Annotated in this window: 14 protein-coding genes; 8 read left to right on the top strand and 6 right to left on the bottom strand. The window is 44.2% G+C overall.

Annotated elements, in window-relative coordinates:
* Positions 1–327: 327 nt before the first annotated feature.
* The 4 genes from phnW (at position 328) to AB4384_RS19730 (ending at position 5289) form a co-directional block, all read left to right on the top strand.
* The gene (phnW, locus tag AB4384_RS19745) at positions 328–1431 is read left to right on the top strand and encodes a 2-aminoethylphosphonate--pyruvate transaminase (protein WP_372130007.1); all 1104 of its coding nucleotides are present in this window, start codon (positions 328–330) and stop codon (positions 1429–1431) included.
* Positions 1431–2870 carry an aspartate aminotransferase family protein gene (locus AB4384_RS19740; RefSeq protein ID WP_372130006.1) on the top strand — a complete coding sequence of 480 codons (1440 nt, stop codon included), beginning with the start codon at positions 1431–1433 and terminating at the stop codon, positions 2868–2870. The genes phnW and AB4384_RS19740 overlap by 1 nt, the downstream gene beginning before the upstream one ends.
* A gap of 92 nt (positions 2871–2962) precedes the next feature.
* The gene (gene phnX / locus AB4384_RS19735; protein ID WP_136973801.1) at positions 2963–3781 is read left to right on the top strand and encodes a phosphonoacetaldehyde hydrolase; all 819 of its coding nucleotides are present in this window, start codon (positions 2963–2965) and stop codon (positions 3779–3781) included.
* Positions 3782–4218: 437 nt separating this feature from the next.
* Positions 4219–5289, top strand: coding sequence for an OmpA family protein (locus AB4384_RS19730; protein WP_372130005.1), 1071 nt, complete (start codon positions 4219–4221; stop codon positions 5287–5289).
* 131 nt (positions 5290–5420) lie between these two features.
* Here the strand turns inward: AB4384_RS19730 and AB4384_RS19725 are convergent, their stop codons facing one another.
* A complete protein-coding gene (locus tag AB4384_RS19725) occupies positions 5421–5819 on the bottom strand; it encodes an OsmC family protein (protein ID WP_017068628.1) in 399 nt (132 codons plus the stop codon).
* Between the two features lie 200 nt (positions 5820–6019).
* Here AB4384_RS19725 and msrB point away from each other — a divergent pair, with 200 nt between their 5' ends.
* On the top strand, positions 6020–7162 hold the full coding sequence (gene msrB, locus AB4384_RS19720; protein ID WP_229647718.1) for a peptide-methionine (R)-S-oxide reductase MsrB: 1143 nt from the start codon (positions 6020–6022) through the stop codon (positions 7160–7162).
* Positions 7163–7260: 98 nt separating this feature from the next.
* On the opposite strand, the gene AB4384_RS19715 is transcribed toward msrB, so the two are convergent.
* Together AB4384_RS19715 and AB4384_RS19710 are read right to left on the bottom strand one after the other, a co-directional pair.
* A complete protein-coding gene (locus tag AB4384_RS19715; RefSeq protein WP_372130004.1) occupies positions 7261–8628 on the bottom strand; it encodes a TrkH family potassium uptake protein in 1368 nt (455 codons plus the stop codon).
* A gap of 19 nt (positions 8629–8647) precedes the next feature.
* A complete protein-coding gene (locus AB4384_RS19710) occupies positions 8648–9304 on the bottom strand; it encodes a TrkA family potassium uptake protein (RefSeq protein ID WP_017065605.1) in 657 nt (218 codons plus the stop codon).
* A 186-nt stretch (positions 9305–9490) separates the two neighbouring features.
* Between AB4384_RS19710 and AB4384_RS19705 the strand changes: the two genes are divergently transcribed.
* The 3 genes from AB4384_RS19705 to AB4384_RS19695 all read left to right on the top strand — a co-directional run bounded on the left by AB4384_RS19705 (position 9491) and on the right by AB4384_RS19695 (position 13723).
* Positions 9491–10660 carry a mechanosensitive ion channel family protein gene (locus AB4384_RS19705; protein WP_372130003.1) on the top strand — a complete coding sequence of 390 codons (1170 nt, stop codon included), beginning with the start codon at positions 9491–9493 and terminating at the stop codon, positions 10658–10660.
* Between the two features lie 87 nt (positions 10661–10747).
* Positions 10748–12283: a mannose-1-phosphate guanylyltransferase/mannose-6-phosphate isomerase gene (locus AB4384_RS19700; protein WP_372130002.1), complete on the top strand. Its 1536-nt coding sequence runs from the start codon at positions 10748–10750 to the stop codon at positions 12281–12283.
* A gap of 15 nt (positions 12284–12298) precedes the next feature.
* Positions 12299–13723: a phosphomannomutase CpsG gene (locus AB4384_RS19695; RefSeq protein ID WP_372123037.1), complete on the top strand. Its 1425-nt coding sequence runs from the start codon at positions 12299–12301 to the stop codon at positions 13721–13723.
* A 110-nt stretch (positions 13724–13833) separates the two neighbouring features.
* Here the strand turns inward: AB4384_RS19695 and aroG are convergent, their stop codons facing one another.
* The 3 genes from aroG to AB4384_RS19680 form a co-directional block, all read right to left on the bottom strand.
* The gene (gene aroG / locus AB4384_RS19690; protein WP_017061746.1) at positions 13834–14886 is read right to left on the bottom strand and encodes a 3-deoxy-7-phosphoheptulonate synthase AroG; all 1053 of its coding nucleotides are present in this window, start codon (positions 14884–14886) and stop codon (positions 13834–13836) included.
* Positions 14887–15199: 313 nt separating this feature from the next.
* Positions 15200–15415, bottom strand: coding sequence for a DUF3820 family protein (locus tag AB4384_RS19685; RefSeq protein WP_004730103.1), 216 nt, complete (start codon positions 15413–15415; stop codon positions 15200–15202).
* 13 nt (positions 15416–15428) lie between these two features.
* Positions 15429–16100 (bottom strand): DUF3313 domain-containing protein, encoded by a 672-nt coding sequence (locus tag AB4384_RS19680; RefSeq protein ID WP_372130001.1) that lies wholly within the window; start codon positions 16098–16100, stop codon positions 15429–15431.
* Positions 16101–16123: the final 23 nt, after the last annotated feature.

Here is a 16123-nt window from a genome sequence, read left to right as displayed (position 1 = left end):
AAATTAAAAATTGCCAAAGTTAAAGTTGTTAAAGCTAGAAGCCCTATCGAGAGGCACCTATATTCAAAAATTCATTCCAGTTATTGGCACACACCCCTCACACTGGTATGTACCAGATTTCAATTATTAAGCTAACTGGCTTTTGTGACGATTAAATGAACGAAAAATGGCAATTTAAAGATCGGAAAATTTCTCAACACAAGTGACCATTTTTAATATGAAGCTTTTGTGAAAATGATGTTTGGGCTATTTACGACCGTTTAAATTGGTTGTTAAAGTAACTCTAAATATTGGTATAGTCCAAAATTAAAATCACGAGAGTTGAACATGAGAAACGAATACTTACTGCTGACACCGGGCCCTTTATCTACTTCTGAAACCGTTCGCCAAGCGATGTTAAAAGATTGGTGTACTTGGGATGATGAATACAACAAAGACGTTGTTGAAGTGATTCGTAGCAAGCTAGTGACTTTAGCGACTAAGCAAGCGGGATATACAAGCGTATTAATGCAAGGCAGCGGCACCGCTTCGGTAGAAGCAACAATCGGTAGCGTTATCTCTAACAACGGTAAGCTTCTTGTTGTTGATAACGGTGCGTACGGCGCTCGTATTGCTCAAATCGCAGAATATTTAAACATTCCATGCCATGTCGTTTCCCCAGGTGAAACATCACAGCCTGACTTGAACAAAATGGAAACGGCATTGGCCATGGATTCAGACATTACTCACGTGGCGATTGTGCACTGTGAAACCACGACAGGCATGCTGAATCCAATTGAAGACATTGCCAAATTGGCAAAACAGCACAACAAAACCGTCATTCTCGATGCAATGTCGAGCTTTGGTGGCATCCCTATGGATATCGCTGACTTAGGTATCGATTACATGATCAGCTCTGCAAACAAGTGCGTCCAAGGTGTACCGGGCTTCGGCTTTGTTATTGCTAAGCAATCGGAACTGGCAAAGTGCAAAGGGCAGGCTCGTTCACTAAGCCTTGACCTGTTTGACCAATGGTACTGCATGGAAAGCAACCACGGTAAATGGCGTTTTACCTCTCCAACTCATACAGTGCGTGCTTTCTATCAAGCTCTACTTGAATTGGAACAGGAAGGTGGTATCGAAGCTCGTCATAATCGCTACCAAACAAACCAAACCACACTGGTTGCAGGTATGCGCTCTCTTGGTTTTGAACCTCTGTTAAATGATGAACTTCATTCACCGATTATCACCTCTTTCTATTCTCCAACTCATAGCGATTACCAATTCAAGGAATTCTATGACCGTTTGAAAGAACAAGGTTTTGTGATTTACCCGGGCAAGGTTTCAAACGCCGACTGCTTCCGAATCGGTAACATCGGTGAAGTGTATCCGTCAGACATTGAAGCTCTAATTGGCGCAGTTAAGAATGCTATGTACTGGGGCATCAAATAATGACGATGGCCAATCAAGATTCTGTTCTAAAGGCGACACACTTTCGAAGCGAAGGCGATGTGAACACCACGCCAGCGCGTGAGAAATGGAACGAGTCGCTAAACGATGATGCGACTCAAGCGATGTTAAAGCGTGATGCTGACGTGTTTCTTCATCAAGCCATGTCAACACCTTGCCTAGACACGCTTGAAACCGCTGAAGGCATCTACATTCAAGATGCAACGGGCAAGAAGTACATGGACTTTCACGGTAACAATGTTCACCAATTAGGTTATGGCCACCCACATATTATTAATAAAGTGACTCAGCAAATGGCGTCATTGCCGTTTTCACCACGTCGATTCACCAATGAGACGGCCGTTCAGTGCGCTGAAAAACTCACACAGATCTGCGGTGGTGATTTGAATCGCGTGTTGTTTGCGCCAGGTGGTACATCGGTTATCGGTATGGCACTGAAACTGGCTCGACATGTCACTAACAACTTCAAAGTCGTTTCATTGTGGGATTCCTTCCATGGTGCGTCGCTGGATGCAATTTCAGTGGGTGGCGAAGCGTGTTTCCGCGAAGGCATGGGGCCATTAATGGCTGGCGTAGAACGCATTCCACCAGCGGTTTCCTATCGTGGTGCTTTTCCGCTTAATGTCTCTTTATCGCGTTGCGGGCAAAACTCAGGCGATAACAATGAGACGGCATGTGATGTGCACTATGCCGATTACCTTGAGTATGTGATTGAAAAAGAAGGTGGCATTGGTGCCTTCATTGCGGAAGCAGTGCGTAACACAGACGTTCAAGTACCAAGCAAAGCTTACTGGAAACGTATCTGTGAGATCTGCGATAAGCATAACGTCATGTTGATCATCGACGACATTCCAAACGGTATGGGTCGCAGTGGCGAATGGTTCACTCACCAAGCTTTTGATATCGAACCTGACATTCTTTGTATCGGTAAAGGCTTTGGCGGCGGCTTAGTACCAATCGCAGCCATGGTCACTAAAGACAAATACAACACGGCAGCGCAAGTATCACTTGGTCACTACACCCACGAGAAAAGTCCTATTGGCTGCGCGGCGGCACTGGCTACGATGGAAGTGATTGAGCAAGAAAATCTACTTGAAAAAGTACAAGCGGACAGCGCATTCGTGCGTGAACAACTGCTTCAAATGAAAGAGAAATACCCAGTCATTGGTGACGTTCGCGGCATCGGCCTGCTCTGGGGAGTGGAATTGGTCACTGACCATATCACCAAAAACCGAGCGTTCGATGAAGCAGAAGCAGTACTTTACCAATGTCTGAACGATGGCCTGAGCTTTAAGGTGTCACAAGGTAACGTGATTCAATTAAGCCCGCCATTGATCATCAGTCGCAGCGAGCTAGAAGTCGCTCTGTCTGTATTCGAAAAAGCGATAGCCAAAGTCTGCAAAGATTTTGAATACCTTTAATTCTCGAAATCAACATTTAAACCAATAACCTTAAACAACCATTTGTTTCCCAGAACTTTGAACTGGGAGTGACACAAAAATAGGACACTATTATGAACACGACATCACCTATCCAAGCGGTTATCTTTGACTGGGCCGGCACTATCGTTGATTTTGGGTCGTTTGCTCCAACTAGCATCTTCGTTGAAGCATTCAAACAAGGTTTCGACTTTGACATCGACTTAGCTGAAGCTCGTGAACCTATGGGTATCGGTAAATGGGATCACATCCAAGCGGTGGGTCGAATCCCTGCTGTTGATGCTCGTTGGAATGCCCAGTTCGGACGTTCGATGACCAGTGAAGACGTTGATGCGATCTACGCGGCATTCATGCCTCTTCAAAAAGCGAAAGTAGCCGACCACGCAGCGCCAATTTTAAACGCGATTGAAGTAGTAAATAACCTTAAAGAGAAGAACGTAAAAATTGGTTCTTGTTCAGGTTACCCACGAGAAGTGATGGACGTACTGATTCCAGCAGCCGCAGATTATGGTTATCTTCCTGACAACGTAGTAGCGACTGATGACTTACCGCAAGGCGGTCGCCCAGCTCCATTCATGGCACTTAAAAACGTCATTGACCTAGGCGTGACGAGCGTTGCAGCGTGTGTGAAAGTGGATGACGCAGCACCCGGCATTGATGAAGGTCACAACGCAGGCATGTGGACGGTAGGCCTTGTTCTATCAGGTAACGAAGCAGGCTTAACGTATCAAGAATACTTAGACGCAGACGAAGCAACTCTGGCAACGGCGCGTGAAAAAGCAAGCGTGAAGCTGAACAAATCAAACCCTCATTACCTGATCGATACCATTGCAGACTTACCTAGCGTAATTGCAGATATCGAGAAGCGTTTATTGGCGGGTGAGCGTCCGTAAACAAAGTCGAGCTATTACGTGATGTAAAACGTGAAAATACCGCTATAGCTTCAATTCAAATCCCTATCTAATCATGTACTCAACCGAGTTAGACATGGTGGATGGGGATTTTGCGTTTAATAAGCATGATAAAGCGCAAGTTTTTTACTTATTCCCCTCAGAGTCACTGGAAAATACACGAGGCTAGGCTATAGCTTTAAATATAGGCATTCCAACAAATGATAAAACTAATAATAAAAGCCATCTAAATATATAATATCTAACAATTCCATTGACTCCAATACGCAATCAGATTAACAATATAAGTACTGAGAAAGAAATAGGTTCAGCTGAACCAACACCTTGATTTACTTATTATAAGCAGTGTCGTAACCCAATAAGTGATCGTTTTACTGGTAAGTTCAGATAACAATAAGAGTTAATCCAAGGATAAGATTATGAAAAAACTGTCGAAAATCATGTGTGCTGTTGTTGCCGCTTCAGGCCTAGCAGCAGCGCCTTCTATCGCTGCTACAACTTATGTTGGTGCTAAAGTGGGCGTGGGCTGGTTAGATAGCGCATGCGTAAGCGGTGAAAAATGTGATGATGATGCAATCGGTGCTGGCATCTACTCTGGCTACAATTTTAATGACAAGTTTGGTATTGAGCTAAGCTCTGATTTCCTTGGTGATTACAAGACAAGCTTTTCAAAGAACGGCACAACCGCTGCGTTCAGCGATCCACTAATCGCAATCTCACTAACGCCAATGTACCGCCTTCCAGTACAGCAAGAGTTTGACGTATTCTTCAAAGCAGGTCCTGCTTACATCTCGCACGGTGGTGAAGATGACGTTGTACTTTCTGCTGGTATCGGTGTAGAGAAGCAACTTTCTTCTGATTGGGCACTACGCGTTGAGTACCAATACTTTGATGACTTCGACGACAACTACGTTCAAGACCTAAACTCAAACCTACTGTCTGTTGGTGTTAGCTACAACTTCGGTACTGGTAACACAACTGCATCAGCGGCAGCAGCAGCAGCTTCTGCGGCAGCAGTGACACAAGCACCATCTGAGCCAATCACAGAGCCTGCAGTTGTTGTTGAAGAGAAAAGTACTGTTGTTGTGACTAAAGCACAAACAGAGAGCTACTCTCAAGAAATGTTCGCAACTAACAGCACAGAATTGTCTACAGACGGTAAGATTGCACTACAACCTCTAGTTGAAGTTCTTAAAGCTCACCCTCAATCGACTGTTGTTGTTGTTGGTCACACTGACTCAACAGGCGCTGCTGAATACAACATGATGATCTCTAAGAAACGGGCTGCTGCAGTTGCTGCACACATCGAAGAGCAAGGTATCGAAGCTGAGCGTATCACTGCTACTGGCGAAGGTGAAGAGAACCCAGTTGCATCAAATGATACAGCTGAAGGTCGTGCTCAAAACCGTCGTGTTGACGCAACGATCCCTGGTTTCGAATACCAAGAAGAAGTACAAGTTGAAGAAGTTATCGTAGAAACTGCTGAATAACAGCACTCTACCTTAGCCGAAATAATAAGGGCGGAGCACTCAAAGTGCTCCGCCCTTTTCTGTATCTGTCTTTACTAATAAGCCGTAAGCCGAAAAGTACCGGCCCCAAGCTAGGCTGTACAAACCGAAAACTAAACGATTTCCCAGCTGTGAGTCATTTCTACGCCAGCACCTAACATTAGACATACTGAACAGTATTTTTCTAACGAATCAGCACATACTTTAGCCACTAACTCAGGATCTAGGTTGTCACCAGACACTTCAAAGTGAATGTTAATCACAGTAAAGATTTTTGGTGCTGTTTCACGACGTGTCGTTTCAAGTTTTGCATTACAGCCTGTGATGTTCTGGCCTGCAGATTTCAAACCATCGACGACATCAACAGAGCTACAACCACCAGCGGCCATAAGGACCATTTCCATTGGGCTTGGCGCGGTTGCACCACCACTGCCATCCATTACTACAGAGTGGCCAGATTGAGATTGACCTAGGAATTTAAAGCCTTCGACCCATTTAACTTCTGCTTGCATGTTGTTCCTTAGATGTACGATAACCGCCATCGCTGTCAATTATTGGATATCAATACTGACACCCTACTACTGGCGGCATTTATGAGCAAGATTTTCTCGGCGACATATTTTTTTGTGAATGATGCAATTTTTTCCATCTAAAACCTGTCTCTATTCGTACATTCAAAATCGAATGAGAAGAACGTCAAGATGAGGTATCTATGAATAAATTATCTAAAATATTGGTATCACTCGTGGTTGCGCTACCACTGATTTCGCTGTTTGTAAGCCAGACTGGCACTGCCAATACAATGGATAAAACGGCTAATTCAGGTAAAAGTGAAATCGCGACACTGGCTGGTGGCTGTTTTTGGTGTACGGAGTCCGATCTAGAGAAGCTAAAAGGTGTAACCGACGTTATCTCTGGATACTCTGGTGGTGAACTGGAAAACCCAACCTACAAACAGGTCTCTTCGGGTAAGTCAGGTCACATCGAAGTGATCAACGTGACCTATAACCCTGATGTGGTTAGCTACGAACAGGTTCTTGACCAATTCTTCCGACACATCGACCCAACCGATGACAAAGGTTCTTTTGTAGACCGAGGCCGTCATTATCGACCAGCTATTTTCTATCATAACCAAGCACAAAAAGATGTTGCTCAGAACTTCATGATGGAAATCGACAAAGCTAATATCTTTGGTGAACCACTAAAAACAGAACTGATTGAATTTGAAAAATTCTGGCCAGCGGAAGACTATCACCAAGACTATTACAAGAAGAGTAAAGTTCGTTATAACTACTACCGCTATGCTTCTGGCCGCGATCAGTACCTAGATAAAATCTTCGGTGATGATAGAAAGGACAACCCTAAAACACTACGTCAGATCATCGACAGTAAGAATGCGACAGCCAATGCTAAAACCTACGTTAAGCCGTCTGACGCGGAGATCAAAGCCAAGCTAACGGCACTTCAGTACGATGTAACGCAAGATGACGCGACAGAACGCCCGTTTGATAACAAATACTGGGATAACAAACAGGAAGGAATCTACGTCGACATCGTTACTGGTGAGCCGTTGTTCTCATCAAAAGACAAATACAAATCAGGTACGGGTTGGCCGAGCTTCACCCAACCAATCAGCGAAGCTTATGTCGTTACAACTACTGACTACAAGCTGCTTTACCCAAGAACAGAGGTTCGAAGTAAGTTTGGCGATTCCCACCTAGGGCATGTATTCAAAGATGGTCCAAAACCAACAGGGTTACGTTACTGCATGAACTCAGCCGCAATGCGCTTTATCCCTGCGGATAAATTAGCAGAAGAAGGCTATGAGGAATACGTTGAGATGTTTGAGGGATAGGCATTCAGCAATTAACGATCAGCCTATGACAACAAAGCCAGCATATCGCTGGCTTTGTTTTTATTTACAGAGCTTTATTTATCAGCCCATGGACCTAATTAACCCGTTAACACCGTGTCTTCAGGGTATTTCAACAAGGAAGGTTCTGGGCGAGCTAGCATATAAGCCAAGGTCAGGGGGCCGATACGTCCAATCACCATAACCACAATCATGATGTATTTACCTGGCTCAGTCAGGTTTGCGGTTAAGCCAGCTGTTAAACCAACCGTTGCAAAGGCAGAAATCACCTCAAACATGACTCGATCAAACGCTGCCTTTTCAGTAAGCATTAACAAAAACATCGCGGTGGTTAATAACGCCCCACTTACCACAATAATGGCCAATGACTTTGTTACCGCTTGCCAAGTCACAGTGCGCTTAAACATCACCACGTGCTTTTTCTGACGGAGGAAGGTCCACGTTGCGACAAAGGCTACTGCAAAGGTCGAAACCTTAATACCACCACCTGTTGAGGTAGAACCTGCACCAATCAACATCAGTACAATCATTACCAGCAACGCAGGCTGTGTGTACTGAGACAAATCCACACTATTAAAGCCAGCAGTACGAGCACTTGCCGACTGAAAAAATGCGGCTAGCCACTGTCCTTGAGTCGATAACCCTTCCATGGTTGCTGAGTTATTTCTTTCTAGCAGCCAGAACAATACCGTACCTACCAACAATAGAGTCGGAGTGGCGGTTAGCATAATCTTGGTGTGTAAATGAAGATGTCGAAAACCTTTACGCCAGTTACTCGATAGGTCGCCGACGACTGTGAAGCCTAGCCCACCGAAAATGAACAAGCCAGCTAAGGTGAAGATCACCAGCGGATCATCAACAAAACTCATCATACTGTCTGAAAACAGTGCAAAACCTGCGTTATTGAATGCAGATATCGCATGAAATAGAGCATAAAAACTGCCCGTTGACCATCCCATCTCAGGTACCCAGCGGAAGCAGAGCAATACAAAACCGATAAATTCAGCCACTAATGCAAAGATGATGATCTTCTTAACCAATTTACGAAGGTTAATCTTACGATCTTGGCCAAGCGCTTCTTTCGCGAGTGCTTGTTGTTTAAGGCTTAACCTAACACCGAACATGTAAAGCAGTACCGCAGATAGAGTCATCTGCCCTAACCCGCCGACTTGCATCAAGAACATCAGTAAGATTTTACCCGCAAAGGTGAAATGCTCACCGGTATCGACAACACCTAATCCTGTCACACTGATCGCCGAGGTTGCTGTAAACAGTGCATCCGTAAAACTTAGGCCTGTCACAGAGAATACAGGCATCGTCAACAATATTGCAGAGGGGATAAGTACGCCTAAGAAGCTCGTAAGGATAATCTTAGGTTCAGAGCCTTTACGTGGCTTTTTATCACTCTTAAGCGTGTAGAAAGTACCTTTTCGTTTTAACGAATTCATACTGTTACCTTATTGCCAATTACCAATTGCGTAGCTTTCTAGATAAGGTCTCTTTCGGCCCAGCGATGATCACCACATCCCCAATTTCTAAACTCACATCCAGTTCTGGAGCTTTAGTTAGGTTCGGTCCTCGCTTGAAGCCAAGTACTTCAACACCATTTTCTTTACACAGCTTAAGGTCGCCAAGTTTCTTACCCAACAAATTAGAACCAATAACAATCTCCGTCATCGCTAAACCGCTGCCAAGATCGATAAACTCAAGAACGCGTCTATCCAACATTTTACGCGCAACACGAATGCCCATATCTCGTTCAGGCATGATGATATGGTCAGCACCAATCTTAGAGAGAATCTTGCCGTGAAACTTATCGTTCGCCTTTACCCAAACAGCTTTTGCGCCTGACTCTTTTACCACCAGAGTAGTCAGAATACTGGAATTAACATCAGAGCCAATCGACACCATCACCATGTCGTAATCGTCGAGTCTTAACTCTTTAACTGTCTCCTCGCTTGTACAGTTCGCAACAATCGCTTGTGAAACAAAAGCCGCCGCTTCTTTCACTCGCTCTTCATCAATATCGACGGCCAGTACCTGTGCCCCTGAACTTTGTAGCTCTTTGCAAACAGACAGACCAAATCGCCCTAAACCGATAACTGCATATTGTTTGTCGCTCATTTGAAATCCTGTTTAGAAATTTTAATTACACGGGATAGCCAAACCTACATTAGTTTCTATCTCAAAAAAAGTTAGTTCTGCAAGAATAAGGTTATACTATTGTCATAATCGCTTGATTTATAAAGGTAGAGAACAACTCGAGTTTCTGCTAATTTCCAATTCATAATTTCTGCGGCAGCACACACAATGAATGAATTCTTAACCCAAGTACAAACCTACATCAACCAGAGCCATAGTGATTGGGCAAACAGCGTCCTATTCATCACTATTGCGAGTTTTCTCGCTTGGGTAGCTTGGCGAATTATCCATAATCGCTTGGAAGTTCTGGTACAGAGAACCCACTTTCACTGGGATGACCTACTACTAGAGGCACTGAAAACCCCTGTCAGCACATTACTTTGGTGTTGGCCTGCTACTGTATCTGTCGGGCTCATCCTTCAAGACCAGTTTGGCAATGAAATCAACTGGTTAAAAACACTTAAGCACATATTAATTATCTGTACCTTCGTTTGGTTTACCTTACGAATGATCACTAACACAGAAGCCTATGTCTTAGAGCAAAAAACCAGAGACGAAACCACAGTACAAGCGATAGCGAAAGTCGCTCGCTTGTTCTTTATGGTGATGGGCGGCCTAACCATCATGCAGGCGTTTGGGCTCAGCCTTTCCGGCTTACTTACCTTTGGTGGTGTGGGTGGTTTAATCGTCGGTTTAGCCGCTAAAGATCTACTGTCGAATTTCTTTGGCGGCATGATGATTTACTTCGACCGCCCTTTTAAAGTCGGTGATTGGATACGCTCTCCCGATCGTCAAATCGAAGGTACTGTCGAACGCATTGGCTGGCGCATGACGATTATCCGCACTTTTGATAAGCGTCCTTTGTACGTTCCAAATTCGGTGTTCAGTAGTATTGTGGTAGAGAACCCATCGAGAATGTTGAATCGTAGAATCAATGAAACCTTTGGTCTTCGTTATCAAGATGCAGACAAATTGGCGCTCATTGTTGATGATGTAAGAACCATGCTCGAGAACCACCCAGATATTGATGCCAAACAGACGTTGATCGTTAACTTTGACAAATTTGGGCCATCAACACTGAACTTCTTTATCTATACCTTCACAAAAACGGTCAACTGGATCAGGTACCACAAAGTGAAGCAAGACGTTCTGTTACAGGTTCTGGCGATTATTCATAAACACAATGCAGACATCGCGTTCCCAACACAGACACTCAAGATTGACCCTCAAGACTTTTCTAATGTTCAAGGTCATAACAGCGTTCAAAGCCGAGGTGATAATCAGAATGTTAGCGATCCCAAAGATATGTTGAACTCCCCTACGGAAGGTCATCGATAGTCAACATCCTTCTTGGTTATCGATAAGTAATAAGCGTGAAGCGTGGTAATATGATGGCAGTATTCTAATGCACACAATTACCACTCTATGATTTTACCTGTCATCCTAGCTGGCGGCTCTGGAAGCCGCCTCTGGCCACTGTCTCGAGAGCTCTATCCTAAGCAATTCCTGAATATTGCTGGCGAACAATCGATGCTTCAGCAAACACTTCAACGCCTGCAAGGTATCGACGCACACCTAACGGATAGCAGCTGCGATGCGCCATTCATTATCTGTAATGAAGAGCATCGTTTTATCGCTGCTGAACAAATTCGCTCAACTAACGTCCTGCACAGTGGCATTCTATTAGAACCTGTCGGTAGAAATACTGCGCCAGCCATCGCACTTGCAGCCTTGCAAGCTTTGACCAAGTCTCATAGCACTAAAGGAGAAACGGCTGACCCAATCTTATTAGTGCTTGCTGCCGACCATCACATCGCTAAAACCTCTGAATTTCAACAATCGATTAACCGTGGTGTTGATTATGCAAAACAAGGCAAACTGGTGACATTCGGTATAACCCCAAATGCTCCAGAGACTGGCTATGGCTACATCAAACAAGGGCAACCTCTTGTCTCTAGTCTACAACTAGAAACCAACACTACAGACCAACCAACCCATTATGCTTACGACATTGAGTGCTTTGTAGAAAAGCCCGATAAAGCAACCGCAGAAGCATACATCCGCTCAGAACAGTACCTATGGAACAGTGGCATGTTCATGTTTAAGGCATCACGCTATCTTGAAGAACTCGCCGAACACCACCCCGAGATATTAGCGGCTTGTAAACTCGCTCTTGCAAAGCAAAATACCGACCTCGACTTTATCCGTATCGACGCTGAAGCATTCAAAAGCAGCCCAAGCGATTCCATCGATTATGCCGTGATGGAGAAAACCTCGCACGCAGCTGTGATCCCGATGGATGTCGGTTGGAATGATATTGGCTCATGGTCTGCTATCTGGGATGTAAGCGACAAAGATGAGCATAACAACGTCATTGAAGGTGACGTGTTAACCGTCGACTCTCAACACAACTACATTCATGCTGAAAACAAGCTAGTTGCTACTGTAGGTGTCGATAACCTGATTATTGTCGAGACCAAAGACGCTATATTGGTCGCAGATAAAGACAAGGTTCAGGGTGTTAAATCGATTGTTAGTCAACTAAGTCAAGCAGGTAGAACAGAGCATATTCATCACCGTGAGGTATTTAGACCTTGGGGTAAATACGATGTGATTGATTTAGGAAAGCGAGACAAAGTTAAGCGTATCACCGTAAAATCGGGTCATCAGCTTTCACTTCAGATGCATCATCATAGAGCGGAACATTGGGTAGTAGTAGCTGGCACTGCGAAAGTGACCAACAATGAGAAAACCTATCTGGTTGAAGAAGATCAATCCACTTACATCCCTTTAGGTCATATTCACAGCCTAGAGAACCCAGGGGATCTCCCACTCGAGATGATTGAAGTACAAACAGGCAGTCATTTAAGTGAAGGCGACATCATTCGATATCAAGACAGTTATGGGCGAGACGTGCGCAAGCAACAAGTCCACTCATCAAAGCACAACCAAACGAAATAAAGCAGCGACAAATCGATGAAACCAACATTAGACCTAAACTGCTTTAAGAACAACGATATCCGCGGCGTCATTGGTAAACAAATCAATGAGCCACTCGCCTACCTGCTCGGTAAGGCATTTGGCGAATACGTCCTATCCGCTAAGCCTGAAACCTCACTCGATGGTTTGGCGCAGGTAGTGATTGGTCGTGATAACCGCAAAACCTCCCTGTCATTACAAGAAGCCATGACCAAAGGCTTAATCGAGTCAGGGATTACCGTCATTGATCTAGGTATGACTGGCACTGAAGAGGTCTACTTTGCGACTCGTTACCTAAAAGCGATTGGCGGAATACAAATCACAGCCAGCCACAACCCAATCAATTACAACGGCATGAAAATGGTCGGTGTAGACGCTAGCCCTATCAGTAAAAACAGTGGTTTAGATGAAATCAAACGACGCATTGAAGAACTTAATCAAGAGCTGAACTGCAATTTACCGTTCGTTCATGCACAACCAAGTAACTCTAGTAGATCGAACAGTATTCTTGCTCCGTACGTCGAGCACCTACTCTCGTACATAACCCCATCAAAGCTGTCACCGATGAAGATTGTGGTTAATGCTGGGAACGGTGTTGCAGGACATATCATTGATGCTTTAGATAATAAATTTAACGAACTCGGTGTCCCTATCACCTTCATCAAAGTTCATCATAACCCTGATGGAAACTTCCCAAATGGTATTCCAAACCCTTTGATTAGAGAGAACCAAGCAGCCACTCGAGATGCCGTTTTAGAGCATTCTGCCAACCTTGGAATTGCTTGGGATGGAGACTTCGACCGATGCTTTTTCTTTGATGAGCAAGGCGATTACATCGAGGGTTATTACATTGTAGGGTTGCTTGCTGAAGCATTCTTGGTCAAACAGCCTAACACGACTGTATTGCACGATATGCGCATGACCTGGAACACAATTGAAATCGCAAAAACGCATGGTGGAAAAGCGATTGGAATTAAAGCAGGACACGCACTGATCAAAGAGAAGATGCGTGAAACGAATGCCGTCTATGGGGGCGAAATGAGCGCACACCATTATTTTCGTGATTTTGGATATTGCGATTCAGGCATGATTCCTTGGCTATTGGTTATCGAGCTGATGTCGAAAACTCAACAATCTCTTCACCAATTAACGAGTACTAGTATAGATAGATTCCCCTCTTCCGGGGAGATCAATCGAAGAGTCTCAGACCCAGAGCAGGTCATGGCTTGCGTGTTATCGCACTACCAAGATCATGCCGTTGAGATCGATCACACAGACGGAATCAGCATGAATATGGGCTCATGGCGCTTCAACTTAAGAAAGTCCAATACCGAGCCATTAATACGCCTTAACGTTGAAACCAAACAAGATAAAGCTTTACTGTCACTTAAAGTCGACGAGTTACTGTCTTTTCTCATTTAAGAATACAGACACTTCCAGTTTTCAACTAAGATCCACAAAAAAGCCCTTATTAGCTGTTGCTAACTAAGGGCTTTGAATTTTCAGTAGCTTAATCGCTGACTGTAATTAGTCTATTTGTTACGACGAGCTTCAACAGCGTCTGCCAGCTGGCGAAGTACTGTTTCAGTGTCTTCCCAACCAATACACGCATCAGTAACAGATTGGCCGTACGTTGCAGCTTTGCCCTCAACCAGGTCTTGGCGACCTTCAACAAGATGAGATTCAATCATCACACCAAAGATAGCTTTGTCGCCACCAGAAATTTGTGCGCTTACGTCATCAGATACGTTCATTTGACGCTTAAACTGCTTAGAGCTGTTTGCGTGGCTGAAATCGATCATCACTTTTTGTGGAAGACCAGAAGCTGCTAGCTCTTCTTTAATCTTACCAACGTGTTCTGCGCTGTAATTTGGCTCTTTGCCACCACGTAGGATGATATGACAATCAGGGTTACCTGCTGTTTCAACGATAGCTGAGTGACCGTACTTAGTTACTGATAAGAAGTGGTGAGAAGCGCTAGCAGAGCGAATAGCATCTGTTGCAATCTTGATGTTGCCATCAGTACCATTCTTAAATCCAACTGGGCAAGATAGGCCAGAAGCCAGTTCGCGGTGAACTTGAGATTCTGTAGTACGTGCGCCGATTGCACCCCAGCTGATTAGGTCAGCAACGTATTGAGGCGTGATCATGTCTAGGAATTCGCTTGCCGTTGGCATGCCCATGTCAGTTAGGTCCAGCAGTAGCTTACGTCCTAGACGAAGGCCATCATTTAGCTTGAACGTATCGTTCATGTACGGGTCATTTATTAGACCTTTCCAACCAACAGTTGTACGTGGTTTTTCAAAGTAAACACGCATTACGATTTCAAGGTTATCACCAAGTTCGTCGCGCAACACTTTCAAACGTTTACCGTACTCAAGAGCAGCTTCTGTGTCATGAATAGAACATGGGCCGACAATAACAAGCAAGCGATCATCGCTCTCTTCTAAAATATTGTGGATCGCTTTGCGGCTTTCAAAGGTTGTAGAAGAAGCAACTTCTGTCGCTGGAAACTTTTCTAAAACAGCAACAGGGGGTAATAACTCTTTTACTTTGTTAATTCTTACATCATCAGTCTGGAACATTGCTTACTTCTTCCTTTTTTCTATCCTTGAGCTGAATGTACGTTGTCTCACGTCACTTTCTATCAGCACTAATCTTCTTGTTCCCTGTAACTTAACTAGTAAAAACTCTAGTTTCAATCACTAATTAAAAATAAACGCAATTTTTTTTGTGTTTTATATTTAAAACACCCTGTATACCATTATTTACACGATATCGATTGCGTATTTTATAGCAAGGTAAGAAGAGCCATTCTTCAAGCTACATCATGCATGTAAAATTGTGTCGAACTCAAAAACAAAAAAGCTCACGTGATCAGCGTGAGCTTTTATTTAATTACATTCTTTTCAATGGCTTGACGACACTATCAAGCCCTTCAATTTTCAGAGCAAGGCACAGTTTCAATAAATCGCCGAGTTCACCAGACGGGAATCCCTTTTTATCAAACCACAGCAAATATTCTTCAGGTAAGTCAATCAGTGTACGACCCGCGTACTTTCCAAATGGCATCTGCATTCGAGCCAACTTAATCAGGTTCTCTTTCTCTAGCATTATTCGGTCTTTACTATGCGTCATCTATGTTGTGTAGAGTATCACCTAAACGTTCAACCCAATAGTTGATCGCGTCTTTGGCATCATCCAGCGAATCAATCATGGTTGAAAAATCTTTGTTACCCGCTTCACGGTCGATGGCTGCAAACAGTAGTGTGCCCTCTTGAGCATCACTGACCAATAACTCTACACTCGCACTCCCAACATTGGTGTGCTCACCAGTCGTGACCTTAGATATGGTTGACATCGCAAGGCCAAACGGCAGAACGCTGCTCGTTACAGCTAAGATCGGATTGGGCGTTTCAACGTTACTCAGAGCGATACTCAAGCGGAGCGTTTTTCCTGTCGGTTCATCGACAATCGTTTTATGAGGCGATATTTTATCTTCCAAGCGCGCAACCATGTGCTCTGTGAGTTCCTGAATCTCTTCCTGATCCAACGAACCTTCTTCTGTTAAAACAAAAATTTGGTCGATCACTACAGAATCGTAGTCATCTAACTTGGATTTCAAACGCTGCGCGTCACGTAGCCCAACCCTTGCCCAAACCAAGTCGACGCCTCCGTCAGGCCCAGCCTGAAAATCTTCGTAGCTGGTAAATTTAGTAGCGGTTCTAATTGGGCCGCCTGCACAACCAAGCAAGAAAATGCTGGTTGCAACAAGCAAAAGGACTTTTAAAGGGTTCATAACGCACTTAGTCAAAATTAAGG

Source organism: Vibrio sp. 10N.261.51.A4 (assembly GCF_041471945.1).
Classification (GTDB): domain Bacteria; phylum Pseudomonadota; class Gammaproteobacteria; order Enterobacterales; family Vibrionaceae; genus Vibrio; species Vibrio crassostreae_C.
The sequence above is the reverse complement of the archived record's forward strand: the minus strand, read 5'-3'. Positions and strand labels throughout refer to the sequence as shown.

Bases quoted from the DNA above. Each gene is read 5' to 3' on its own strand.
- phnW (WP_372130007.1), top strand. From the start codon at position 328: ATGAGAAACGAATACTTACTGCTGACACCGGGCCCTTTATCTACTTCT.
- AB4384_RS19740 (WP_372130006.1), top strand. From the start codon at position 1,431: ATGACGATGGCCAATCAAGATTCTGTTCTAAAGGCGACACACTTTCGA.
- phnX (WP_136973801.1), top strand. From the start codon at position 2,963: ATGAACACGACATCACCTATCCAAGCGGTTATCTTTGACTGGGCCGGC.
- AB4384_RS19730 (WP_372130005.1), top strand. From the start codon at position 4,219: ATGAAAAAACTGTCGAAAATCATGTGTGCTGTTGTTGCCGCTTCAGGC.
- AB4384_RS19725 (WP_017068628.1), bottom strand. From the start codon at position 5,819: ATGCAAGCAGAAGTTAAATGGGTCGAAGGCTTTAAATTCCTAGGTCAA.
- msrB (WP_229647718.1), top strand. From the start codon at position 6,020: ATGAATAAATTATCTAAAATATTGGTATCACTCGTGGTTGCGCTACCA.
- AB4384_RS19715 (WP_372130004.1), bottom strand. From the start codon at position 8,628: ATGAATTCGTTAAAACGAAAAGGTACTTTCTACACGCTTAAGAGTGAT.
- AB4384_RS19710 (WP_017065605.1), bottom strand. From the start codon at position 9,304: ATGAGCGACAAACAATATGCAGTTATCGGTTTAGGGCGATTTGGTCTG.
- AB4384_RS19705 (WP_372130003.1), top strand. From the start codon at position 9,491: ATGAATGAATTCTTAACCCAAGTACAAACCTACATCAACCAGAGCCAT.
- AB4384_RS19700 (WP_372130002.1), top strand. From the start codon at position 10,748: ATGATTTTACCTGTCATCCTAGCTGGCGGCTCTGGAAGCCGCCTCTGG.
- AB4384_RS19695 (WP_372123037.1), top strand. From the start codon at position 12,299: ATGAAACCAACATTAGACCTAAACTGCTTTAAGAACAACGATATCCGC.
- aroG (WP_017061746.1), bottom strand. From the start codon at position 14,886: ATGTTCCAGACTGATGATGTAAGAATTAACAAAGTAAAAGAGTTATTA.
- AB4384_RS19685 (WP_004730103.1), bottom strand. From the start codon at position 15,415: ATGCTAGAGAAAGAGAACCTGATTAAGTTGGCTCGAATGCAGATGCCA.
- AB4384_RS19680 (WP_372130001.1), bottom strand. From the start codon at position 16,100: ATGAACCCTTTAAAAGTCCTTTTGCTTGTTGCAACCAGCATTTTCTTG.